Source organism: Flavobacterium sp., from assembly GCF_044368995.1.
In the GTDB taxonomy this organism is placed as follows: domain Bacteria; phylum Bacteroidota; class Bacteroidia; order Flavobacteriales; family Flavobacteriaceae; genus Flavobacterium.
The window spans coordinates 1-23,049 of the sequence record NZ_JBIPMS010000017.1 but is presented as its reverse complement, the minus strand read 5'-3'; the positions used below and the strand labels follow the sequence as shown (position 1 = coordinate 23,049).

Below are 23,049 nucleotides of genomic sequence, written 5' to 3'. Positions count from 1 at the left end.
CTAATCAAACTAGTGGTGTAACTGGAGGGAGACCAGATATGATTGAAACCATCGCAAAAGCTGGAATTGTAACAGGAGTAGACGGGATTTTCATTGAAACCCATTTTGATCCAGCAAATGCAAAAAGTGATGGCGCAAACATGTTACATTTAGACTATTTTGAAGGTTTAATGACAAAATTAGTAGCCATCAGACAAACTATAAACAAATTTTAATATATAGGAATTCGCCCCATCCAAATGAAAAAAATTGTATCACTTTTAATTGCTTTGCTTTCGCTAACAAGTTTGGCACAAACTGAAAATTTAGTTGATTTACCAATACAAAGCGAAAAATATACCGCACACAATAAAGGAAAATTCTTCTTTTATTGGGGAGGAAACAGAGGATACTACTCTACTTCAGACATAAGATTTACTGGTGCTGATTACGATTTTACTTTAGAAAATGTAGCAGCCCATGACAGACCAAAAGGGTATCATATAGATTATTTAAATCCATCAAAAATGACTATCCCGCAAACTAATTTTAGAATGGGTTATTTTTTTAATGACCATTATAATATTTCTGTGGGAGTGGATCATATGAAATATGTATTGTCGCAATATAAAGTAGTAGGTTTTAGCGGAAATTATCCAAATGAAGGAACATTTGATGAAAGTTTACCAGGAAACGAAGTGTTACTTACCGAGAAATTTTTAACTTTTGAACACACTGATGGCTTAAATTATATAAATTCTGAAATTACACGTGTAGATGATATTTCAAAATGGTTTAATTTACCCAATACAGATAAATTTCAAATTAATTTTTCAGAAGGTTTTGGTGCAGGTGTTTTATTACCTAAAACCAACACAAAATTATTTGCCAAAGAAAGATATGATGAATTTCACTTATCCGGATTCGGTATTTCTGCAAAAGCGGGATTAACCTTTACATTTTACAAACATTTTTTCCTTCAAACCGAATTAAAAACGGGTTATATTGAAATGAATGATATTAGAACGACATACAGTACGGCAGACAAAGCCAAACAAAACTTTTGGTTTTTACAAAGTACGATTGCCTTTGGTGGAATATTTAAAATTTAGAATACAGAATACTAATAAAAAAGTCCGTCAGAATTAAATCTGATGGACTTTTTATTTTTAAAGTAAAGACTTTTAATGTCCTCCAGATACTTTTTTATCAAAATTAATGCCTTGAGTTTTTAATATTGCACTTACTTTCCAAGCATAAAATGCTAAATACGCAAAGCATAAAACCCCTACTATATAACTAGTTTGAATGGTTGTTTCATCTGCAACATATCCTTGTAACAAACTTACAAATCCACCACCCATAACCATCATAATTAAAAAACTACTTCCTTGACTGGTATGTTTTCCTAAACCACTTACTGATAATGTAAAAATACATGGCCAAAGCGTACTACAAAACAATCCAACACTTGTAAAAGCATACACACTAACCATTCCATCAGTAGTCATACCAACTAATAATGCAACTATTCCTAGAGATGAAAAAATCAAAAGCATTCGAGCTGGATTTCCTTTACTAGCGATGTCTGCTGCAATTAAAACTAAGATAATTAAAGCGTAAATATAAAATGGCGTTAAATCATGTTTAGCAATAGCATTTACAAATAAAAACACACCAAAAGCTAAATAAGGTGCAACAAAACGTAATATTTTTTGTAAACTCATTTTATCTGTAAAGGCTTCAACTGCGCCAGTCCATCTTCCAATCATTAAACTTGCCCAATATAACGAAATATAAGGTGCTATATCTTTAGTTAAAAAACCTAAATTCTTTTCCATGTAAGCTGGTAAATTACTTGCTGTAGAAACTTCTACACCAACATAAACAAAAATAGCTATCATTCCTAAAACCAATTGCGGATATTTTAATGCAGAACTTTTAGTTGAAGCAGCTTCTGATTCAGATTCAACAATTGCTTGAGGTTTGTCTGGTAAAGAAGAGAATTTTAAAAATACGGCTACAAGTAAAAAAGCAGCACCTAAAATCAAATAAGGAATTTTTACACTTTCTATACTCATATTAGTATCAGAAGTTGCGGAAGACCCAAAAATAGCATAACTAACGATTAGCGGACCAATTGTTGTTCCTAAATTATTAATTCCTCCTGCTAAAGTTAATCTCTGTGAACCAGTAGATATTGGACCCAATGCAATTGCTAATGGATTTGCTACGGTTTGTTGTAAAGAAAAACCTAAAGCTACAGTAAACAATCCAGATAGCATTAATGGAAACGAACCTGTATTTGCAGCTGGATAAAATAATAAGGTACCAATAGCGGAAATTAATAAACCTAATGCTAACGAATTTTTATATCCAATTCTGTTAATTAAATCGCCTTTAGTTAAATAAGAAATTAATAAATACAACAAAGAACCTACTGTATAAGCAATATAAAAAGCTAGAGACACTAATTGACTTTGCAATTGTGTTAAATCAAACGTTTTTTTAAATACGGGAATTAAAATATCATTACTTGCTGCCACAAACCCCCAAAAGAAGAATACGGTTACTAGTGGAATAAATTGAGCCCAATTAGTTTGTTTATTTTCTGAATTCATAGTAAGTAGTTTTATAATTAGTTGATTGCTAAATAACAAAATATTAAGCCATTAAATTATAAAAACATAAATAATTTTAACGAAATCGATATAGTTGAATTTTTATATTGCTACATTAGTGAAGAAAATATCTAGCAAACCATTATTTTTCATCTAAATACGCTTGCAAATAGGAAAATCTTGCCGTAAGTTTTCCGTTTTCAGTAATTTTAGCTCTAGCTAAAACTCCAGAAGCATCGCCATTGAAAAAAGAAGGAATAACATATTTTAAAAACATTTCTCCAAAACCTTCACTGGCATCTTTTGGTAATTCGCAAGGCAAATTATCAACTGCCATTACTACAATAGCGCTGGGATGAAACATATCCACTTCTTTATTTTCGCTAGGTAAATAACCATAACTTGGATTGGCAATAGTACTGGCTCGTAAAGTACAAGCTATTGGACCGTCGATGTCACAAGAAATATCGGCAACTACTTTAATTTTACAATTGGAAGCAGACAACATTTTTCTGGTCAAAATTTCAGGAGCACCGTTGCCATAAAAATGTCCAGCCATAAAAATATCAGATACTGTTGCGAAACGTTCAAAATTAGAAGTGAAATGTTCTGGATGCGAATAAAAATTAGATTTATTAAAAGCAACGCCTGACATATCGCTATTGTAATCCTGAACATCAATCATAGTATAAACTGGATAGGTATATGTTTTTGATAAGTAATCTGCTACAGAAACTTCTTTGATTTTCATGCCATCTAGCATTTCTTTAGCACCAAATGCCACTTTTCCTTTTCCTGATAACAAAATCTTGATTGGTGGTAAAAAAGGTTTCTTAAGTTGAGAAATCAAAGCGTCTTGATTGGCTAATGTTTCAGCTTTAGGTAAATTAAAAATTTCAAATTTTAAACCGAAAGCTCTAATTCCGTTGTAGGCACCTACTATTCCTGCATATCTTCCAAAACCAATTAAACGCGTATTATTTTCATTAACTACTGTTTCATGATCATATAACTCGATATTTTTATCAATACACGCTTGTAATAAATTCCTATTATAAGCTTGTTTTTTAATCGTATGAGAAAAGAAAAAATATTTTTTATTTGGGATTAACGCTTCAACAGGGACTTCCTTTACACCAAGTAACACATCACAATCATCCATATTTTCTGAAACTTCAAAACCACTATTGATATATTCAGCATCTGCAAATACACGTATATCTGAACTTTCTACTTTAAATTCTATATTTGGAAACTGGTCTTTTACTGTTAAAAGTTCTGAAGGTGAGAAAACTACTCGTCTATCGGGCGGTGATTTTCTTTCTTTAATAATTCCGAATTTCATTTTATTTAGGTTTAGGGCTTTTTGTATGTTTTTAACACAATTTACTTGTATTAATTTACAAATATAACATTTTTGATTTTGAGTGTAAAACTTTTCTGCTTGAATAATTTATTGTAATTTTGGCATCCATTTGATTTGAAGGTATAATAAACAAGACTCGATATATCAAATAAATATGGGGTCGACTGGTTTTGACAGCAAGTGGCACTAATTAGTAAGCATGTCGAGCATTGTATTTTTGGCTCGTAAATATCAATCATACTCACTTTTTAAACGGCGAAAATACTTACGCTTTAGCTGCATAATCCGAATTATAGTAGGGTAATGCCAAGTCCCAACCAGGTTGGGAAGCTGGATTTCTCTCAAAAGCCTTGGTTTGTGGCGGTTGATTTAGAGGAATGGTAAAAATAAACCTAGGAATGGTAAAACTTTAAATCCACTCTGACATTCATAAAGTTAAGCAAATAGTGGCTGTTTTTGGCCAAGCTATTTTGTCGAAAATTTAAACAAAAACTAAACATGTAGAACGCTTTTTGATGGCTTGTTTGGACGAGAGTTCGATTCTCTCCGACTCCACAAAAAAACCCTGTAAAATTTTACAGGGTTTTTTTTGGATTACATTTCAATTAAGTTGTCTAACTTATTAACAAAAATAGTTTTTTAAACTTCTATCTCAAACAAAATTTCTTTGCTATAGAAAGAAATAATTTAAATCCCGTTTTTTTTACATGTGCTTTTAATTTTTTATAAGCTTCTAAATTGGCTGCAAAATCTTTTTCAGCAAAACTGATCTTTAATTTGGTAAAATTATAAAACAGCGCTAAATAGTCATAATACCCAATTTCAACAAGGTCCAATTCTACTAATTCTAAATTTCTTTTTGCTCTTGAATATGAAGCTGCATGCCAATTACTATTAGCCAAACCAATTAAATATATTGCACTAGTTGTGGTGGATGACCAAATATCAGACTCAAATAGCTCCTCGTAAAATTTATCCATAATTTCTTTTAAAATATCATATTCCTCTTTAATAATTAATGCTGGAATGATTTCTTCTAAAAAAAAACTAACCCGAATTGTAGTACATTCATTTAAAATTTCATTTTTTAATGTTCTACTAACGCTATTTGATTTCAAAATACAATAACCATAAAACCTTCCCTTTAGTACAGAATAGAAATTTGAAAACCCTGATGGTTTTCGTATTTCAACATTCTGATAATCAGAATTTTCAGAATAAAAATATTTATAAAACTTCATTAAAGAAACGAACAATAAATCAGAATTATTGGATGTATTTCGCTCGATAATTTTAAGAATTTTAAAATACCTAGAATTTAGATTAGTGTAGTCAATAAAAAGCAATGGGATATTATTTCTAAAAGTGTCATAATGAATTAGTGCTTCATAAATAAACAGTGCTTTTTTTTCTGGTATATTTGATAAACTCAATGAAATAGTAGTAGAAAATTTATGAAACTGAGTGCCTGTGATATTTTTAAAATCAACATATTTAAAAACGGCATTTAAAATCTCTAAATTGTTTTTTTCAACCTGAAAGGATAAAAAATAGGATAGATATACGATGTTTTTTTCATCCTTCAATCCAATATTTATTTTATTAATTTCTTCCTTTCCAATTATTTTTTGTTTTTGCATTCGCAATAAACTCTGTTGAAAATACCATTCGCTATAATTAGCCTGATGATTTTTATAGCTAGAGAAAGAGGAAAAACCAAGATAAATGGATAACGAATTTAAGGTTGTAATTGAAGGGACTGTTTTTTCTAAAAAACCAAATAATCTTCTTAAGGTATTAAACCCAAGCGGTTTATGTGTTACAGCGTCTAGTTCTTCCTTTAAATACTTTACATCTCTAATGGTAGTGACTGTAATATTCGATTTTTTTTGAACATCAATTAGTAATTGAAAATAATCGTTATACATATATGGGCTGATTTTGGGCTAAATGTAATAAATTATTAATATAAATTTGAATAATTAAAATATTAATAAGAAAATTTCAAAAATATGATAGAAAATAAAAAAAATATTATCTGTATAATTGCTGCATTGATGTTGATTTCATGCGGAGGAAAAAACGAAAATAATAAACAATCTGGTAATGAAAACGGATCACCTAATGAAGCGGGAACAACAACTGAAACGGAAATAACAGAAAAGAAAATCACTGAAAAAGATTTAGTTTTTAAACCCGTTATATCAGAAAGTGGAGAACTTGCAGCAGCTGATAGTTTTATTGTAAAAGATTTTTTCGGTTTAAGTAAAGATACCATTCAAATTAAATTTAATTCTGACAATCAAGTAAAGTTTTTCTCAATCGTAGAGCAACGCAGTGGTCGAATTGTAAAAACATTCAAAAAAACTGCTGATGTTGATTTTACTTACGATGTGTTTTTTGATAACCCGTTTTCAATAAAAATTTACTTTCCTAAAGAATCCTATTACAATTTAGACGTTTCAAGAAAATCTGGTAGTGTAACCAATTATTTAAGTAATGCAAGATTAGTTCGAGACTCTGTTGTTGTAAGCAAAAAAACCAATAAAAGTAAAATTGGAACTACAATGGCTTTTGAAAAAGTATTTAACCAACCAAAGAAGTTTGTGGTTTCAAGTACTTTTACCATGTCTGGAGAAAGCAAAGTTTATGCACCCATAGAAATTCCAAAAAACACGAAAGAATTTATTTACACGCTAAGAATATCGGGTGAAGACGAAACGGAAAGAGAAGACGGAAAGTTATTTAACGACGTAAATAGAATTTCTAAAAAGGTAAAAGTTTTAGGCATTCCACTTTGGGAATCAGAAGAAAAAAGTTCCAGTTTAAGTCGTGAAATACTTAATTCCCTTTTTCCACCTAAAAAAGATGAAGATTACACTTTAAATGTATTCTTTTTTGATAAACAAAAAGAAATAAAAAAGTTTTTACAATATCCTGGTAAAGAATATGCTAGTGCATTTAAGTATGATATAAATAATAGTGCTTTATCTACTCAAAGTCGCGTTGGACTTATAAAAAAACCTTATTCCGGTTTTTCTTACATAGGCCTTCAATCTACAAGTTCATTCTCTAATACCTATGTTTGGTTAGATGTAGTGGCGCTTTATGAGAAAACGTTTCACTATGAAATTAGATATCGAATAAAAAAATAAAAGGGTCTACTAATCGAAATTAGACCTGTTACTAACTAAATAAATAGCAAAAAAATTATGGAATTAAAATCCTGCATTACCGATAAACCTATCGAAAAAAATGATGAAGATAAATTAAAAATGTCGCGTTACAGTGCTGTTTTGTCCAATTTCATTAAACAAGGTGACACACCTTTAACTGTTGGTCTACAAGGTGAGTGGGGAACCGGAAAAACATCCATGCTTTACATGCTTTTAGAGCATTTTAAACGTGAAAATATTGCCACTTCTTGGGTAAACACTTGGGAATACAGTATGTTTAGAAATCCAGCTGAAACTACGCCAGCCATTTTAAAAGGTATGCTTACCAATTTAAAATTGAGTTGTGAGAGTGAAGGTAAATGGACTATTGAAGAGAAGTCAAAAGATGGCATGAAAAAAGTTTTTTCATTTTTAGGAAACGTGGCCAATCAAGTAATTGCAAATCAAACTGGTGTAGACGTTAAAGGAGCTATGGTTCATGAAGAAGCCAGCAGTGAACAAGCAGAAATTGCTGAAATAAAAAAAGAAATTGAGATTATTATTTCTAAATTAATTGAAGATACAAAAAATGATTATAAAAAAGTGGTTTTTCTTGTTGATGATTTAGATCGTATCCCTCCTGATCAAGCTGTTGAAGTATTAGAAAGTTTAAAAAACTTATTTGATGTACCCAATTGTGTATTTGTTTTAGCCATCGATTACGATGTTGTAGTAAAAGGTTTAGAATCGAAATTTGGTAAAAAAACAGAAGAAAATGAACGCGAATTTCGTTCCTTTTTTGATAAAATAATCCAAGTACCATTTTCAATGCCAACAGGTACTTATGACATGGGAAATTTACTTTCTGAAAAATTAAGTTCCTTATCTATTGGAATTCCAGAAGAACTTAATGATTCATATACAAATGTTGTGAAATATACTATTGGATTTAATCCAAGAAGTTTAAAAAGATATATTAATTCATTTTCATTGTTACGAAATTTAAGAAATTCTGACTTTGAGGATGACGCATCAGATTTTGGAGATAACCCTCCAGACTCTGAAGATGATTTGATACTATTTGCAATGATTGGGGTACAAATATCCTACCCTAAAATCTTTAGATTAATTACTCAAATGCCTGATATTTATGATTGGGATAAAGGGTTTGCAAATAAAAACAACATCAATTTAGACGCCGTTAAACTTGATATTGAAAAATATGGTGATAATGAAAAATTAGATGAAGATTGGGAACAAATTATATATGGTGCTTGTCAAAATGATGTGTATTTAAAATCGAAAGTTTTTAACATCTTAGAGTTATTTAATTATTTGAGAAATAATTTTAAAGATAGAATAGATGATTTAGAAGAAAAAATAGTAATGGCTTTAAAATTTGCCTCAATAACTAATGTAGATGACGATGTGAATTTGAAAGGTGTAATTGAAAAAAGAGGAAACAAGACCGTTTTTTCTGATATAAAAACAAAAATAGAAATTTTAAGACAAGAATTAGTAGCTAACGGTGCCAAAAAAGAAGGCCTCGAAATAAAATTTAAAACCTACCAAAATTTATTTGATACCTTTTTATCATTTTCACAAGAAACTGGAAAAAAATACGAAATTATGAGTAGCTCTGTTAGATTTGATTTTGGATACTTAAATAATCCACCAAAAAATACGGAACTCGTTGGAATTGAATTGGTGAGAGTAAAAGATCATTCTAATTTGCCTAAAGGATTGATTTTTGTTGCAGTAAAAGACAAAGAAAAACAAAAAGTTGCTTTCAAAGTTTCAAAGGAATTAAACGTTGCAGAGTTAAAAGACTTCTTATCCTTAAATTATAAATAATAAAAAAAGTTAACTGAAATTTATTATTCAAAATTACTAACCAAATAAATTAAATATGTTTGATAATTTAACCGTTACTAAATTGGGCTTTTACGTCTATGCTTTAGTAAATCCATTAACTAATAAAGTGTTTTACATTGGTAAAGGAATTGACAATAGAGTATTTGCTCATAAACAAGAAGTTCTTGAAAATAAGACCGATATCAATTCATTAAAAAAAACTGAGATTAGGGAAATTTTAGATAATCAATTAGATATTCAACATCTTATTATCCGACATGGACTTACAGAAAAAGAAGCTTTTTTAGTTGAAGCCACTTTAATTGATTATCATAATTTTAATTATAATACATTAACAAACGAAGTTTCAGGTCATGATAGTGGTTTTTATGGTATTAAAACTACTGATGAATTAATTAGACAATATAATGCGCCAAAACTTGAAAATTTATTGCATAAAGTGGTGATTATTAATATAAACAGACAATATGCAAAGGTTAAAAACTCAAATAACGCCATTTACGCAGCCACTAAAGAATCTTGGGTGATTAATAAAAACAGAATAAGCGAATTAGAATATGCATTATCTGAATTTCAAGGAATAATTATAGGGGTTTTTAAAATTAACAGTTGGTATGCTGCTGCAACAGAAAATAATAAAATAAATAAAAGGTGGGGTTTTGATGGTGAATATGCGGCAAAAGAAATACAAGATATTTATTTAAATAAATCAATTGCGCATGTAAAGAAAAAAGGAGCTGCCAATCCTATAAGATATAATATTTAACAATCTAAATAAATATATTATGAGTACAAAAATTTATGAAGGAAAAAGTACAAGTTCTTCTAATCAGATTGCAAACATTTAAGGAGATAGACTTTCAGATGAAGAATTCTTTACAGTATTATTTTATTAGCTAAAATGAATAATTTAATTAAAATCAAATAAACATGGCGTTATCAGACTCACAAAAAAGTTCAATTGAATCAAAGAAAAATCAAATTGAATCACAAAAAAGAATGATTGAAGGTATTAAAAGTACAGTCAAAAACGGTAAAGATAACTTGAGAGATTTAATTAAATCTTCAACTCAAAAATCTGCTAAAGAGCAATATCGTAAAAACCTTGCTAATAATTTTAAATATGCAGAAGGGCAAATTGAAAATCATAAAAAGAGTATAGAAAGACTAAAAGAAGATATTCAAAATATAAAATCAAAATAAATAAGAAAATATATAAAATTATGGAAAATAAAGATTTTAAATGTGGAAACTGTGGAACAATTGTAAAAGACAAAATTTTGTCATGGTCTACCGGAGATGTAAGAAATGTTTGTGAAACTTGCGGACCATTGTGTGAAGATTGTGTTAATGGTAAAGGTTTGTTTTCTACTTCAAAATGTAAAGGGTGTAATAATAAAACTAAAACAGAAAGTTATCGAGGAGGACAATGGAAGTAAAAACGGTTCTAAAAGTTTCTTTGACTATGATATATAAATTTTTGAAACGGAGTATTTTTATTTGCATATTTATTTTTGGCTTTTCGTCTAATTTACAGAGTCAGTCAATTGTAAATACAGAGAGCATGTCTAGTAAACTAGATAGTACATTTGTGCTTACAACAAGTTTTGATGGAAATTATACAACGGGAAATATTGAGTTAACACAATTGAATTCTGCCAATCAACTTGCTTTTAAAAAAGATAAAAATTTAGTTCGTTTATTTTTTAATTATGAATATATTTCACAAGACAAAGAGGTAATTTCATCTGATTATACAAGTCAATTACGATACAGTTATTCTTTAAAAAACAGTTCTTTATATTCATTTGTTCAAGGACAAAAAGCAGTTTCTTTATCTTTGAATAGTCGGTATTTAATTGGAATTGGCTATCGTAAAAATATTTATAAAAAAGATAAAAATTACTTAGATGTTGCTTTTGGCCCATTTTATGAAAACGAAATGTATTTGAAAAATAGTGAAGCGGAAGTACATGTTATAAATTACAGATATAGTTTTAGCTCCTTTTTAAACTTTAAAATAACTAATAAATTACAAAACAATACTGTATTTTATTACCAACTCAACTCGGAAGATTTTAAAGATTATCGTATGTATTTAGAACCAAAAATAGTTTATAGTCTAGAGCATTTTAAAATATATACCACAATTAGGTATCGTTTTCACTCCACACCTTACATTGAAATAAAAAACACAGATTCACAAATATTATTTGGTTTTAGTTATGATCTGGGATTTAATTAAATTACAAAAAATTAGATAAATAAGATAATTAAAAATACGAATAAAAATATTATTAGTAATATTCTAAAAAGAATATTAAAAACTATATTTTCTTCATCAAAAAAACATAAAACAACTTAAATTATGGAACAATTTTATAAACTTTTAAAATTAGCTTTAGCTGATGGAGAATTATCAATAAAAGAAAGAGAATTACTTCTAATGAAGGCTTCTCAGCTGGGTATAGATGCTATCGAAGCAGAAATGATTATTGAAGGTGAAATATCAATGCTTAATAAATCTATTCCTGAGACCTATGAAGAGTCTGATGGTTTTTTAATTTCAAATGAAGAGTTACTTTTAAGAGTTACTAAGTGGGTGAATAGGGTATCTGAAAAAAGTATAAAAGTTGAGATTGAACCATTTCCTAGATTGAAAGAGGATACAAAATCATATCATAAATATACTGATCAAGGTACTGCTATTTTGAATAAAATAAATTCAAGTAAAATTGTTAATATTACAGGAATGATGCCTGGAGTTGGTAGCATAATAAAGGTTGGTCTAACTTTAGGTGGCGTTAATAAAGTTCAAAAAATTGAAAATAAAGATATTATTGAAATTACTGATAAGTATTTGTTAATTTTAGAATTAAGGTCTTTAAAAAATGAAGTAATGCTTATGAAATATAATGAATTAAACGATTTATATAAATCAAAACTAATTGAAAATAATACTAAAAAAGGTTTCTTTAATTTATTTTAAAATAAATGTCATGATTAAAGAAATATAACTTTGGCACTAAGAGTTAAAAACTACTTTTCTAATTTTAACTAAATATTAGTACCTTGAATATAAATTATAATTATAATTATCTTTAAATTTAAACAAAAAAGACTTCAAGTATTCCTAAAGTCTTTTAACAAAACAATGCTAAAAAATTTCACATTAATATTTCTGTTTTTATTATAAAAATTGGAGAGATTTTATAATATGCAATTTGGGGGCAAAAACATTTGTCAAATTTTAATATAATAAATGAAACTTTTTTGTAATATGATTCCTACAAAATTGTGTAGACTTCATAATAAAAAACACTATAATTTTCGTATATTTGAGTAACTAAACACTTCAAAACATGTTAAATCAAATATACGAAACGTGTGAATTCATAAAAGCAAAAACAAATTTTACTCCAGAATATGGAGTAGTTTTAGGCTCTGGTCTAGGAGATTTTGCTGATGATATTGCTATAGAATTTACCATTCCTTATTCGGAGCTACCAAATTTTCCTACATCTACTGTTGTTGGTCATAAAGGCGCTTTACTTTTTGGAACTATTGGAAATAAGAAAGTAATCGCAATGCAAGGCCGTTTTCATTATTATGAAGGACACAGTATGAAAGAAGTAACTTTTCCCATAAGAGTAATGAAATATTTGGGTGTTTCGAAATTAATAGTATCTAATGCTTCTGGAGGTGTAAATTCAAAATATAAAGTAGGTTCCATTGTTTTGATTACAAATCATATTAACATGTTGCCAGAACATCCATTGCGAGGAATAAACGACGAACGATTAGGGCCAAGATTTGTAAATATGAGTGAGCCATATAGCCATCATATGATTGCAAAAGTAAAAGAAATTGCAGCTGCTAAAAACATAGAAGTAGAAGAAGGTGTTTATGTTGCACTTCAAGGACCAACATACGAAACACTTTCCGAATATAAAATGATAAAAAATATTGGTGGCGATTGCGTAGGCATGAGCACGGTTCCTGAAGTGATTGTAGCAAGACATATGGATATAGAAACTTTTGGGATTTCTGTTATTACCGATATGGGGAATGAAGAAAACATGGAAAATGTATCGCATGAAGAAGTTTTGAAAGCAGCCAAAAAAGCAGAGCCTCAGATTAGAACGTTAATCAAAGAATTAATTTGTTCTTATACTTAATTAGGTATCTAAAATAATTTTTTATCAAGCCCTGATTAATTTCTTCGCATGACATTTATCATAGATATATAGCATAAATACCTATAATTTTGTGGTAAATTCATTTAGCTATGCCTTCATTGATACAGAAATATAATGTGCCTGGTCCAAGATATACCAGCTATCCAACAGTTCCGTTTTGGGAAGAAGATGCATTTTCAGAAAAAAAATGGATTCAAAATCTAACAGAAACGTTTAAAATTTCGAATCAAACAGATGGCATAAGTTTATATATTCATTTGCCTTTTTGTGAAAGTCTATGCACCTTTTGTGGATGCAACAAACGAATTACGAAACGTCATGAGTTAGAATTGACCTATATACAAGCCGTAATAAAAGAATGGCGTTTATATTGCAATTTATTTTCAAGAAAACCTAACATAAAGGAGATTCACTTGGGAGGTGGCACTCCAACGTTCTTTTCAATAGAAAATTTAACTTTGTTAATTGAAGGTATTTTCGAAACAGCAAACAAAGCCGAAAACTACATTTTTAGTTTTGAAGGACATCCAAATAATACTACAAAAGAACATTTGCAAACGCTATATAATTTAGGTTTCAGAAGAGTTAGCTTTGGCGTTCAAGATTATAGCGAAAAAGTACAAATAGCTATTCATAGAATTCAATCCTTTCATAATGTATCAAAAGTAACTTTAGTAGCGAAAGAAATAGGTTATACCTCAATTGGACACGATTTAATTTACGGATTGCCTTTTCAAACCTTAGAAAATGTAGAAGATACTATATTAAAAACAAAATCACTTTTACCCGATAGAATTTCGTTTTATAGTTATGCGCACGTGCCTTGGTTAAAAGGAAATGGTCAGCGAGGGTTTAATGATGAAGACATTCCTCAAAGTGATACAAAGAGAAAATTATATGAATTAGGTAAGAAAATGTTACTTGAAATGGGTTATATTGAAATCGGAATGGATCATTTTACTCTGCCTACTGATGATATGTATTTAGCATTTAAAAGCAAAACATTGCATCGGAATTTTATGGGATATACAGCTTCGAAAACGGAGCTAATGATTGGTTTAGGTGTGTCATCAATTAGTGATAGTTGGAACAGTTTCGCACAAAATGAAAAATCATTAGAAAGCTATTATCAAAAAATTAATGCCAATAATTTACCTATATTTAGAGGACATCTTTTAACCTCTGAAGACTTAATAATTCGTAAACATATTTTAAATTTAATGTGCCATTTTGAAACAAGTTGGGATAATGAATCTAATTATTTTCCAGAAATATATGATGTTTTAGATTCTTTATACGAAATGCAATTAGATGGTTTACTTTACATTGAGACTAATAAATTAACTGTAACCGATTTAGGAAAAGCGTATATAAGAAATATTTGTATGGCTTTCGATTTAAGACTAAAAAGAGCTGCTCCACAAACGCAATTATTTTCAATGACGGTTTAACTATGAAAAGACCTGACAGGTTTTTAAAACCTGTCAGGTCTAAAACAATATTTTCATGAGATGTTTATAACACTACAAACTAACTAAACGTAAACCAAAATCATTTCAATCCGCATGCAAAAAATAACTTCGTGACTTTTGTGTCTTCTTGGCAACAATTTAATGGCAATTCACTTCTGACTGAATATGTAAATTCATAATACTTGGAGAAAAATAAGGAATATTTAATCCGAAACCTCTCACAATAAATAATATGCCCATTAAAATCATAAGAACAGGAATTGCTTTTTGAAATTTAGCGTAAAAAGTAAACGAAGTACTTTTAAAAAAATTTACAACAACAGCCATTAGTGGAATGGTTCCCAACCCAAATAAAATCATATACAAACTTCCTAAAAAAACGTGATTCATAGCCATAGCCCCAAACAGAGCAACATATACCATTCCGCAAGGTAAATACCCATTAAAAAGTCCAATTAAAAATAACGATTTATAACTTTTGTTTTTAAATTGTAGTCCTAATTGCGTTTTAACAGTAGAAATTAGTTTGTATATGGGTTTTGAAAAATTATACTGGGCTAATTTTTTTTCAGGAATAATGGCAATTAAAATCATTAAAACACCCACTAAAATAGATAATTGTTGTTGAAATCCTGCAAAGAAAAAACCAGAACCTAAAACACCAAATAGCAAACCTAAAGAAGCATAAGCCACTACTCTACCCAGTTGATAAGTAGCAATTTGGATCCATTTTTTAAATGAATTATTTTGATCTATTGGGAGCATCATAGCAATTGGCCCACACATACCTACGCAGTGCAAACTACTTATAAACCCAAATATTAGCGCAGAATAAAGCATTTTTTTTATAATTCAAATCGTAAATTAAAAATAAATCGTCTCCTTATTTAAATAAGCAACCTCATCTACTTTCCAATTTATAGATATTTCCCAAAGACCGCCAATCAATTTATGATTAGGTATGAGCATTATTGGACTTGATAAAGAAATTTTCATTTCAAAATCCAACTTTTGATTTGACGGTCTGTATAGGGAAATAGTTCCTTTTATTTTTTTATAATCTATATCTTCAGGAAAATATACTTGAATGCCTTCTGAAGTTTTTATTACTTTTAATTTTGTTTCTAAGGCGTTTGAAAGATTTTGACTTTCAATGTCGCTTTGCACTTTGCTTTCTTGTTTATAGTAATCATCTGCTACTAATTCATTATCATATTTTGAATTTGATTGTACCAAAAACACAAAAAATAATATAAAAGTCATAAAACTCCCAAAACCAATAATTACTCCTGTTCCCCAGTTAAATTTCATAATTGTTATTTTATTTATATTTTTAATTAAATGTTCTTGGGCCTAAGAAATTAGTCGTAATAGTTTCTATAACTTTATTTCCTTGATGTACTTCAATATTAATTTTTGTATTATCGGTTTCCAATAAAACCAATGGAATTTCGACAAATAAAGTTCCTGTTGCAGCATTGGCTTTTTCAACGTGCAACGTTGCATTCCCAACTAATTTTAATGTTCCTTGTTTGGGATGAACCAACTTAAAAGTAATGTTTTTTAAATTATCATTCGTTTTATTGATGATTCTGTAGGTATATACATTACTAATATTTTTTCCTTTTTCTTCGTACAACTGACCTGATAATCTTAATATTTTTGTCTCTACTTCCGTGCGTAATAACATCATAGAAACCATTACTGTAGTTAAAATTACTAAAACAGCAATATAACCTTTCATTCTGGTGGTTAATTTAAACTGCTCCTTTTTAGTAATTTCTACTTCACTTGCGTAACGTATTAATCCTATTGGTAAGTTGACTTTCTCCATCATCAAATCGCACTCATCCATACAAGCGGTACAGTTGGTACATTCTAATTGTGTTCCGTGACGAATATCAATTCCTGTTGGACAAACATTTACACATTGATGACAATCAATACAATCACCAATTTTTTGTTCTTTTCGGTCTTCATTTTTCTTAAATTTAGCTCTTCCATTTTCACTTTCACCACGAACATAATCGTAAGCTACAACAATGGATTTGTTGTCTAAAAGAACACCCTGCAACCTTCCGTACGGACAAGCTATAATACAAACTTGTTCTCTAAACCAAGTAAAAACAAAATAGAAAATTCCTGTAAAAATGGATAACACAATTAAGGTTTTTACATTACTTAGCGGCCCTTCAACAATCATTGCTTCAAGTGTATCACTTCCAACTAAATATGCTAAAAACACATTGGCAATACCAAAGGAAATAATTAAAAACACAAACCATTTTAATACACGTTTTCTGATTTTTTCTGCGTTCCATTCTTGACTTTCTAATTTTATTTGAGCACCTCTATCCCCATCAATCCAATATTCAATTCGTCTGAAAACCATTTCCATAAAAATAGTTTGCGGACAAAACCAACCACAAAATATACGACCAAAAGCTACAGTAAATAAGGTTAACCCAACCACTCCGGTAATCATTAAAATCACCACCAAATAAAAATCTTGTGGCCAAAATGGCATTCCAAAAATATTGAATCTACGATCCAATACATTAAACAATAAGAACTGATTGCCATTTATTTTAATAAAAGGGCTAGAAAGTAAAAATGCCAATAATGCATAACTTACTAATTTTCTTCTTTCGTAATATTTTCCTTGAGGTTTTTTTGGAAAAATAAATTTTCTTTTTCCTTTTTCGTTTATAGTTCCAATGGAATCACGGAAACTATCGTCTTCAATATTTGACATCTTTTGTTATATTTTGCATTACTGCTGTAACAAATATGGGTATACAATAAAGCATACCCAAATTGTTAGTATTTATTTTTTTGCAATCGTATCTACCACCTCAAATTTTGCAGTTGCAGCAGCACCTTCTTCTTTCCATACTTCCCCTTCAGGTGCTTTTCCTCCAGCAGGTTTTGTGCCTTGAAGAGACAATACATAACTAGCCACTTTTTGTATTTCAGTTGGTTTTAAACTTTCTTTCCAGGCTACCATTCCTTTTCCTGGTCGACCACCTTCGGTAATAGTTTTAAATAAATTTTTAATTCCACCACCTAAAATCCAACTTGTATCTGTTAAATTAGGACCAATTGCCCCACCTCCATCAGCTTTATGACAAAGCACACAATTGGTTGTAAAAATTGCTTTTCCTTCTGCAAGTGCAGCTGGCTCAGTAAGTAATGTTACTTTATCTACATTCATTAAATCTGGAGCGGTTTTGTTGTATTCTTCTACTTGCTTTTCAGCTAATGTATTGTCCATTACATATTCTTGGTCTTGCGTGTAATCTCCAACTATATGAAAACGAACTAAATATACCAATGCAAAAACTATAGTAGCGTAAAACAAACCTGTAAACCAAGGAGGTAAGCCATTATCTAGTTCTTTAATTCCATCATAATCATGATCTAATTGAATGTCTTTTTCATCTTCAATTGGTTTTAAAGCCGAAATTTTAAACAACCATTTTTTATACAACTCAGATTGTGTAAATGGTTTTGCTTTTTCAATATCAAATTGCGCTTTTGCTTCATCTGTAAGCAATTGGTAAGAAACATTGTCTACTGCATTTAATATTACTTCAATGACAATAAAAATGAATATCAATAACAAATGCATTAATGGCACAATAGGATATTTAATAAAAGCTGGACGGTCTCCAGAATCAATAAAATATTCTGATAAGGCAAAAACAATTAGGTAAAAAAACGGAAACCTAATGTAAACTGGAATATATTTTCTCATAATCTTGTTGTTTTATTTCTCGTTAAAAGGTAATTCACTCATAATTTTCACTTGTTCTTTACTATACGACAAAGCATATATTAAGTAAGAAATAAATATGGTAAAGAAAATTACTAATGATATTATAGGATAAATCTCTACTCCATTAATACCTTCCAAGTTGTGTTTTACAAATTTTAACATATCCTTATTTTTTTACTTTAATATCCGTTCCTAAACGTTGCAAGTATGCAATTAAGGCTACAATTTCTCTATCTTTCATTTGTACGAAAGGTTCGCCTGTAAGTTTTGCTTTTTCTTTACTTGCTGCATATGATTTAGAGAAATTTGGATCTGTTTCTAAACCTTTTTCAATTTCTACAGCTTGTTTTTCAATACTTATAAATGCATTAGCAATTTCGGCATCTGTATAAGGTACGCCTAACGTTTTCATCACACTCATTTTTTTCTGAATGTCGTCATGTTTCATTTTCTTATTATCAAACATCCATTTATACGCTGGCATTATAGAACCAGTTGTTGTAGCTTGTGGATTCCACATATGGCTAAAGTGCCAACTGTGTGGATATTTTCCACCTACTCGCATTAAATCGGGACCTGTTCTTTTTGAACCCCATAAAAATGGATGATCATATACATATTCTCCAGATTTAGAATATTCACCGTAACGTTTTACTTCACTTCTAAATGGGCGAACCAGTTGTGAGTGACAATTATTACAACCTTCTCTGATATATAAATCTCTACCTTCTAATTCCAATGGAGTATAAGGTTTAACGCTTGTTATCGTTGCGATATTTGATTTCACAATTAACATAGGGACAATTTGAATTAATCCACCTATAGAAACTGCCAAAACTGTTAAAATGGTAAATTGAACTGGTTTACGTTCTAACCAAGCGTGTAATTTTTCATTTCTCAATCGACTTGATGCGATTACTGGTAGCGCAACTGCTTCTGCTTCTTCATCTGTAACTGCAGAACCTACTTTTACTGTTTTAATTACATTATATACTCCAACTAAAACACCTGTTAAGTATAACACACCACCTACTGCACGCATAGCGTACATTGGCATAATCTCCACTACAGTATCCATAAATTGGCCATATACTAATGTGCCGTCTTCATTAAATTGTTTCCACATTAATGATTGTACAAAACCAGCCACATACATAGGTAAAGCATATAAAATGATACCTAATGTTCCAATCCAAAAATGAAAATTGGCTAATTTTTCTGAATATAATTTTGTTTTAGTAATTCTTGGTATAATCCAATAAATCATACCAAATGTCATGAAACCATTCCAAGCTAGTGCCCCAACATGAACGTGTGCGACAATCCAGTCCGTAAAGTGAGCAATCGCATTTACATTTTTAAGTGATAACATTGGTCCTTCAAAAGTGGCCATTCCATAACCGGTAACCCCAACCACGAAGAATTTTAAAACGGCGTCTGTTCTTACTTTATCCCAAGCCCCTCTTAAAGTTAATAATCCATTGATCATACCTCCCCAAGATGGAGCAATCAACATAATTGAAAATACTACTCCTAAATTTTGCGCCCAATCTGGTAATGTAGAATACAATAAATGATGTGGGCCTGCCCAGATGTATAAGAAAATTAACGACCAAAAGTGGATAATTGACAATCTGTATGAATATACCGGTCTGTTAGCAGCTTTAGGTAGATAATAATACATTAATCCTAAAAAGGGTGTAGTTAAGAAAAATGCTACAGCATTATGACCATACCACCATTGGACCAAAGCATCTTGAACACCTGCATAAACAGAATAACTTTTTGTCAAAGAAACAGGTATTGCTATGCTATTTACAATATGTAACAAAGCAACTGCAACAAAAGTGGCTATATAAAACCAAATAGCTACATAAATATGACGTTCTCTTCGCTTAATAATAGTTCCTATCATATTGATACCAAACGCTATCCAAACTAAAGCAATAGCAATATCAAAAGGCCATTCTAACTCGGCATATTCTTTTGAAGTAGTAATACCCATTGGTAATGTAATAGCCGCACCTAAAATAATAAGTTGCCAACCCCAAAAGTTAACCTGACTTAAAAAATCACTATACATTCTGGCTTTAAGCAAACGTTGTAAAGAGTAGTATACTCCTGCAAAAACAGCATTTCCAACAAATGCAAAAATAACTGCGTTAGTGTGTAAAGGTCTAAGTCTACCATAACTTAACCACGGTATACCGTCTGTTAAATTTGGAAAAAGATAATATAAAGCCACAAGTAGTCCTACTGACATTCCGACTACTCCAAAAAGTAGCGATGCATAAATAAAATTACGAACGATTTTATTATCATAACGAAATTGTTGCATTTCCATAATTAATGTTTATTTAGTTTTAGTTTTTTTTAATTCATCATCAAAAAGCATTCGAACTGACGGCGTATAATCATCATCATATTGTCCGCTTTTTACAGCGAAAATAAACGTGATTAAAAACACAATGGCTATTAAGATGCTAATGGTTATAAGAAAATATATGATACTCATACCTCTATAAGTTTTAAACAAAATTAAATTAGTGGAATGCAATTAAATATGACATTTGTCATGTATTGAATTTATTTTTATTTGGGATTTGGAATTTTATTTTATTTTATTTCCATAAAACTTACTCAATATGGTGACGAAACTTACAATAGTTATGGCGCTCATTGGCATAATAATCGCGGCAAACAAAGGAGATAATTTACCTGTTAAAGCAAAAGCTAATCCTACTGAATTATATAGTAACGAAAGGCCAAAACTCATATAAATGGTTTTCATTGCATTCTTAGAATATTGTATATAATAAAACAAATTTTGAAATTGCGAAGCATCCATAATACCATCACAAGCAGGCGAAAATACATTTACATTTTCTGAAAGTGCTATTCCAATATTACTTTGTGCTAAAGCGCCAGCATCATTTAACCCATCTCCTATCATCATTACATTTTTACCTTCTTTTTGAAGTTTTTGAATGTAATCTAATTTTTGCTCGGGTTTTTGATGGAATACCAATGTGGTGTTTTGCGGTAAAACGGATTGTAAATAATCCTTTTCGCCATCGTTATCTCCAGATAAAACGACAGTTTTGTAGTTGTTTTTATCCAACTGATGGAATAATGTGTTTAAACCTTCTCTATATTGATGATTAAATACAAAATATCCTTTATAATCAGAATTAATTTCAATATGTACTTTGGTGTTTTTATCTGGTTCAAAACCATCTTGTTGATTCATTAAGGACAAGGATCCAATTTTATATGAAATATCATTTATATTTGCGAGCATTCCCTTTCCTACAATTTCTTCATAATTAGTAATTTCTACTAATTGCGTTTGTGATAAAAAGTCGTATAATTTTCTACTTAATGGATGATTTGAATTTCTGACAATGCTTTTAATTTTTGCAAATTCTGAATCAGATAAATCTTTACCTGTGTATTCAATATTTGATTTTAATGATGAAGTAATGGTTCCTGTTTTATCAAAAACAATTGTATCTACTTTTGCCATTTGTTCAATAACTTGGGCGTTTTTTAAATACATCTTTTTGTTTCCCATAATACGCAATACATTTCCCAATGTAAATGGAGCTGTTAACGCTAAAGCACACGGACAAGCAACAATTAATACCGCAGTAAAAACATTAAACGCCAAATACGCATTTATAAACAACCAAAAAACTAAGGATCCAAAAGCTAACAAAAGTAAAGCTGGCGTAAAATATTGACTTACTTTATCCGTTATAGATTTGTGTTTTTGATCTATTTTCTTTTGGAAAACATCATTGCTCCACAATTGCGTTAAATAACTTTGCGAAACAGAAAACAACACTTCCATTTCAATAATACCGCCCATTTGTTTGCCACCAGCAAATAGCTTATCTCCTGATTTTTTTTCAATAGGTATTGCCTCACCTGTGACAAAACTGTAGTCTAAAGTTGTTTTGGGCGAAATTAATATGCCATCAACTGGTATTAATTCTTGATTTCTAATAATTAATCTGTCGCCTTTTTCAACATTGTAAATCTGGCATGGTTCCTCATCTCCATTTCGATTAATTTTCGTTACAGCAATTGGAAAATAGGATTTAAAATCACGTTCAAATGATAAAAAATCATATGTTTTTTGTTGGAATAATTTTCCTAACAACATAAAGAAAACCAAACCTGTTAAACTATCAAAAAAACCTTGTCCGTAATCGAAAGTAATATCAATCACACTTCGTATAAACATCACAATAATTCCTAAAGCAATAGGAATATCAATATTTAACATCTTAGATTTGATGCTTTTATATGCCGAAATATAATAACCACTTGCCGAATATAAAAAGGAAGGTAAGGATAAAAAGAAAATCAACGTTCTAAAGAAATTTCTATACTTGTTAATCCAAAATTCATCTACTTCAAAATATTCGGGAAATGATAAAAGCATAATGTTTCCAAAACAGAAAAAAGCAATTCCTAATTTATAAATTAAACTTCTATCAATTTGTTTCGTATCTGTTTCGTAGTTTTCTAAACTAATATAGGGTTCATAGCCAATAGATGACAATAAATAAACGATGTCTTTTAGATTGGTTTGTTCT

21 protein-coding genes, 1 other RNA gene and 1 pseudogene are annotated in these 23,049 nt (G+C 29.8%); 12 read left to right on the top strand and 11 right to left on the bottom strand.

What is annotated here, in order from left to right; genetic code table 11:
• Together ACIQ2I_RS02765 and ACIQ2I_RS02760 are read left to right on the top strand one after the other, a co-directional pair.
• Window positions 1-215: pseudogene (locus tag ACIQ2I_RS02765) on the top strand (3-deoxy-8-phosphooctulonate synthase); the annotation flags it as partial.
• Between the two features lie 24 nt (window positions 216-239).
• Window positions 240-1,091 (top strand): hypothetical protein, encoded by an 852-nt coding sequence (locus tag ACIQ2I_RS02760; RefSeq protein ID WP_396180906.1) that lies wholly within the window; start codon window positions 240-242, stop codon window positions 1,089-1,091.
• Window positions 1,092-1,163: 72 nt separating this feature from the next.
• On the opposite strand, the gene ACIQ2I_RS02755 is transcribed toward ACIQ2I_RS02760, so the two are convergent.
• Together ACIQ2I_RS02755 and ACIQ2I_RS02750 are read right to left on the bottom strand one after the other, a co-directional pair.
• Complete coding sequence (locus tag ACIQ2I_RS02755; protein ID WP_396180905.1) at window positions 1,164-2,600, bottom strand: sugar MFS transporter; 1,437 nt, start codon at window positions 2,598-2,600, stop codon at window positions 1,164-1,166.
• A gap of 142 nt (window positions 2,601-2,742) precedes the next feature.
• Window positions 2,743-3,945: an NAD(P)-dependent oxidoreductase gene (locus tag ACIQ2I_RS02750; RefSeq protein WP_396180904.1), complete on the bottom strand. Its 1,203-nt coding sequence runs from the start codon at window positions 3,943-3,945 to the stop codon at window positions 2,743-2,745.
• A gap of 177 nt (window positions 3,946-4,122) precedes the next feature.
• Here ACIQ2I_RS02750 and ssrA point away from each other — a divergent pair.
• Window positions 4,123-4,524: a transfer-messenger RNA gene (ssrA, locus tag ACIQ2I_RS02745) on the top strand.
• A gap of 89 nt (window positions 4,525-4,613) precedes the next feature.
• Here the strand turns inward: ssrA and ACIQ2I_RS02740 are convergent.
• Window positions 4,614-5,894, bottom strand: a complete 1,281-nt coding sequence (locus ACIQ2I_RS02740) for a hypothetical protein (RefSeq protein ID WP_396180903.1) — start codon at window positions 5,892-5,894, stop codon at window positions 4,614-4,616.
• An 84-nt stretch (window positions 5,895-5,978) separates the two neighbouring features.
• Between ACIQ2I_RS02740 and ACIQ2I_RS02735 the strand changes: the two genes are divergently transcribed.
• The 9 genes from ACIQ2I_RS02735 to hemN all read left to right on the top strand — a co-directional run bounded on the left by ACIQ2I_RS02735 (window position 5,979) and on the right by hemN (window position 14,646).
• Window positions 5,979-7,121: a hypothetical protein gene (locus tag ACIQ2I_RS02735; protein WP_396180902.1), complete on the top strand. Its 1,143-nt coding sequence runs from the start codon at window positions 5,979-5,981 to the stop codon at window positions 7,119-7,121.
• 57 nt (window positions 7,122-7,178) lie between these two features.
• Window positions 7,179-8,975 (top strand): P-loop NTPase fold protein, encoded by a 1,797-nt coding sequence (locus ACIQ2I_RS02730; protein ID WP_396180901.1) that lies wholly within the window; start codon window positions 7,179-7,181, stop codon window positions 8,973-8,975.
• Between the two features lie 55 nt (window positions 8,976-9,030).
• The gene (locus ACIQ2I_RS02725) at window positions 9,031-9,762 is read left to right on the top strand and encodes an LEM-3-like GIY-YIG domain-containing protein (RefSeq protein WP_396180900.1); all 732 of its coding nucleotides are present in this window, start codon (window positions 9,031-9,033) and stop codon (window positions 9,760-9,762) included.
• Between the two features lie 164 nt (window positions 9,763-9,926).
• On the top strand, window positions 9,927-10,199 hold the full coding sequence (locus ACIQ2I_RS02720; protein WP_396180899.1) for a hypothetical protein: 273 nt from the start codon (window positions 9,927-9,929) through the stop codon (window positions 10,197-10,199).
• Between the two features lie 20 nt (window positions 10,200-10,219).
• Window positions 10,220-10,435, top strand: a complete 216-nt coding sequence (locus tag ACIQ2I_RS02715; RefSeq protein WP_396180898.1) for a hypothetical protein — start codon at window positions 10,220-10,222, stop codon at window positions 10,433-10,435.
• Between the two features lie 125 nt (window positions 10,436-10,560).
• A complete protein-coding gene (locus ACIQ2I_RS02710) occupies window positions 10,561-11,241 on the top strand; it encodes a DUF481 domain-containing protein (RefSeq protein ID WP_396180897.1) in 681 nt (226 codons plus the stop codon).
• Window positions 11,242-11,364: 123 nt separating this feature from the next.
• Window positions 11,365-11,985, top strand: a complete 621-nt coding sequence (locus tag ACIQ2I_RS02705) for a hypothetical protein (RefSeq protein ID WP_396180896.1) — start codon at window positions 11,365-11,367, stop codon at window positions 11,983-11,985.
• A 373-nt stretch (window positions 11,986-12,358) separates the two neighbouring features.
• Complete coding sequence (locus tag ACIQ2I_RS02700) at window positions 12,359-13,174, top strand: purine-nucleoside phosphorylase (protein ID WP_396180895.1); 816 nt, start codon at window positions 12,359-12,361, stop codon at window positions 13,172-13,174.
• 110 nt (window positions 13,175-13,284) lie between these two features.
• The gene (gene hemN, locus ACIQ2I_RS02695; RefSeq protein ID WP_396180894.1) at window positions 13,285-14,646 is read left to right on the top strand and encodes an oxygen-independent coproporphyrinogen III oxidase; all 1,362 of its coding nucleotides are present in this window, start codon (window positions 13,285-13,287) and stop codon (window positions 14,644-14,646) included.
• Window positions 14,647-14,805: 159 nt separating this feature from the next.
• On the opposite strand, the gene ACIQ2I_RS02690 is transcribed toward hemN, so the two are convergent.
• The 8 genes from ACIQ2I_RS02690 to ACIQ2I_RS02655 all read right to left on the bottom strand — a co-directional run.
• The gene (locus ACIQ2I_RS02690; protein ID WP_396180893.1) at window positions 14,806-15,507 is read right to left on the bottom strand and encodes a sulfite exporter TauE/SafE family protein; all 702 of its coding nucleotides are present in this window, start codon (window positions 15,505-15,507) and stop codon (window positions 14,806-14,808) included.
• 24 nt (window positions 15,508-15,531) lie between these two features.
• Entirely contained in the window at window positions 15,532-15,978 is a 447-nt protein-coding gene (locus tag ACIQ2I_RS02685) for a FixH family protein (RefSeq protein ID WP_396180892.1), read from the bottom strand.
• Between the two features lie 22 nt (window positions 15,979-16,000).
• Complete coding sequence (gene ccoG / locus ACIQ2I_RS02680; protein ID WP_396180891.1) at window positions 16,001-17,422, bottom strand: cytochrome c oxidase accessory protein CcoG; 1,422 nt, start codon at window positions 17,420-17,422, stop codon at window positions 16,001-16,003.
• Between the two features lie 72 nt (window positions 17,423-17,494).
• Window positions 17,495-18,424, bottom strand: coding sequence for a cbb3-type cytochrome c oxidase N-terminal domain-containing protein (locus ACIQ2I_RS02675; RefSeq protein ID WP_396180890.1), 930 nt, complete (start codon window positions 18,422-18,424; stop codon window positions 17,495-17,497).
• Between the two features lie 12 nt (window positions 18,425-18,436).
• Window positions 18,437-18,607 (bottom strand): CcoQ/FixQ family Cbb3-type cytochrome c oxidase assembly chaperone, encoded by a 171-nt coding sequence (locus tag ACIQ2I_RS02670; RefSeq protein ID WP_396180889.1) that lies wholly within the window; start codon window positions 18,605-18,607, stop codon window positions 18,437-18,439.
• 4 nt (window positions 18,608-18,611) lie between these two features.
• Window positions 18,612-20,789 (bottom strand): cytochrome-c oxidase, cbb3-type subunit I, encoded by a 2,178-nt coding sequence (gene ccoN / locus ACIQ2I_RS02665; RefSeq protein WP_396180888.1) that lies wholly within the window; start codon window positions 20,787-20,789, stop codon window positions 18,612-18,614.
• A 9-nt stretch (window positions 20,790-20,798) separates the two neighbouring features.
• Window positions 20,799-20,960, bottom strand: a complete 162-nt coding sequence (gene ccoS, locus ACIQ2I_RS02660) for a cbb3-type cytochrome oxidase assembly protein CcoS (RefSeq protein ID WP_396159257.1) — start codon at window positions 20,958-20,960, stop codon at window positions 20,799-20,801.
• A 96-nt stretch (window positions 20,961-21,056) separates the two neighbouring features.
• Window positions 21,057-23,049 (bottom strand): HAD-IC family P-type ATPase (locus tag ACIQ2I_RS02655; protein ID WP_396180887.1); only part of this gene is annotated, 1,993 nt, incomplete at its 5' end.

Coding starts and splice junctions, on each gene's coding strand:
- ACIQ2I_RS02750 (WP_396180904.1), bottom strand. CDS start 3,945: ATGAAATTCGGAATTATTAAAGAAAGAAAATCACCGCCCGATAGACGA.
- ACIQ2I_RS02715 (WP_396180898.1), top strand. CDS start 10,220: ATGGAAAATAAAGATTTTAAATGTGGAAACTGTGGAACAATTGTAAAA.
- ACIQ2I_RS02685 (WP_396180892.1), bottom strand. CDS start 15,978: ATGAAATTTAACTGGGGAACAGGAGTAATTATTGGTTTTGGGAGTTTT.
- ACIQ2I_RS02710 (WP_396180897.1), top strand. CDS start 10,561: ATGTCTAGTAAACTAGATAGTACATTTGTGCTTACAACAAGTTTTGAT.
- ACIQ2I_RS02725 (WP_396180900.1), top strand. CDS start 9,031: ATGTTTGATAATTTAACCGTTACTAAATTGGGCTTTTACGTCTATGCT.
- ACIQ2I_RS02690 (WP_396180893.1), bottom strand. CDS start 15,507: ATGCTTTATTCTGCGCTAATATTTGGGTTTATAAGTAGTTTGCACTGC.
- ACIQ2I_RS02735 (WP_396180902.1), top strand. CDS start 5,979: ATGATAGAAAATAAAAAAAATATTATCTGTATAATTGCTGCATTGATG.
- ACIQ2I_RS02700 (WP_396180895.1), top strand. CDS start 12,359: ATGTTAAATCAAATATACGAAACGTGTGAATTCATAAAAGCAAAAACA.
- ccoN (WP_396180888.1), bottom strand. CDS start 20,789: ATGGAAATGCAACAATTTCGTTATGATAATAAAATCGTTCGTAATTTT.
- ACIQ2I_RS02675 (WP_396180890.1), bottom strand. CDS start 18,424: ATGAGAAAATATATTCCAGTTTACATTAGGTTTCCGTTTTTTTACCTA.
- hemN (WP_396180894.1), top strand. CDS start 13,285: ATGCCTTCATTGATACAGAAATATAATGTGCCTGGTCCAAGATATACC.
- ccoG (WP_396180891.1), bottom strand. CDS start 17,422: ATGTCAAATATTGAAGACGATAGTTTCCGTGATTCCATTGGAACTATA.
- ACIQ2I_RS02670 (WP_396180889.1), bottom strand. CDS start 18,607: ATGTTAAAATTTGTAAAACACAACTTGGAAGGTATTAATGGAGTAGAG.
- ACIQ2I_RS02760 (WP_396180906.1), top strand. CDS start 240: ATGAAAAAAATTGTATCACTTTTAATTGCTTTGCTTTCGCTAACAAGT.
- ACIQ2I_RS02720 (WP_396180899.1), top strand. CDS start 9,927: ATGGCGTTATCAGACTCACAAAAAAGTTCAATTGAATCAAAGAAAAAT.
- ccoS (WP_396159257.1), bottom strand. CDS start 20,960: ATGAGTATCATATATTTTCTTATAACCATTAGCATCTTAATAGCCATT.
- ACIQ2I_RS02755 (WP_396180905.1), bottom strand. CDS start 2,600: ATGAATTCAGAAAATAAACAAACTAATTGGGCTCAATTTATTCCACTA.
- ACIQ2I_RS02730 (WP_396180901.1), top strand. CDS start 7,179: ATGGAATTAAAATCCTGCATTACCGATAAACCTATCGAAAAAAATGAT.
- ACIQ2I_RS02705 (WP_396180896.1), top strand. CDS start 11,365: ATGGAACAATTTTATAAACTTTTAAAATTAGCTTTAGCTGATGGAGAA.
- ACIQ2I_RS02740 (WP_396180903.1), bottom strand. CDS start 5,894: ATGTATAACGATTATTTTCAATTACTAATTGATGTTCAAAAAAAATCG.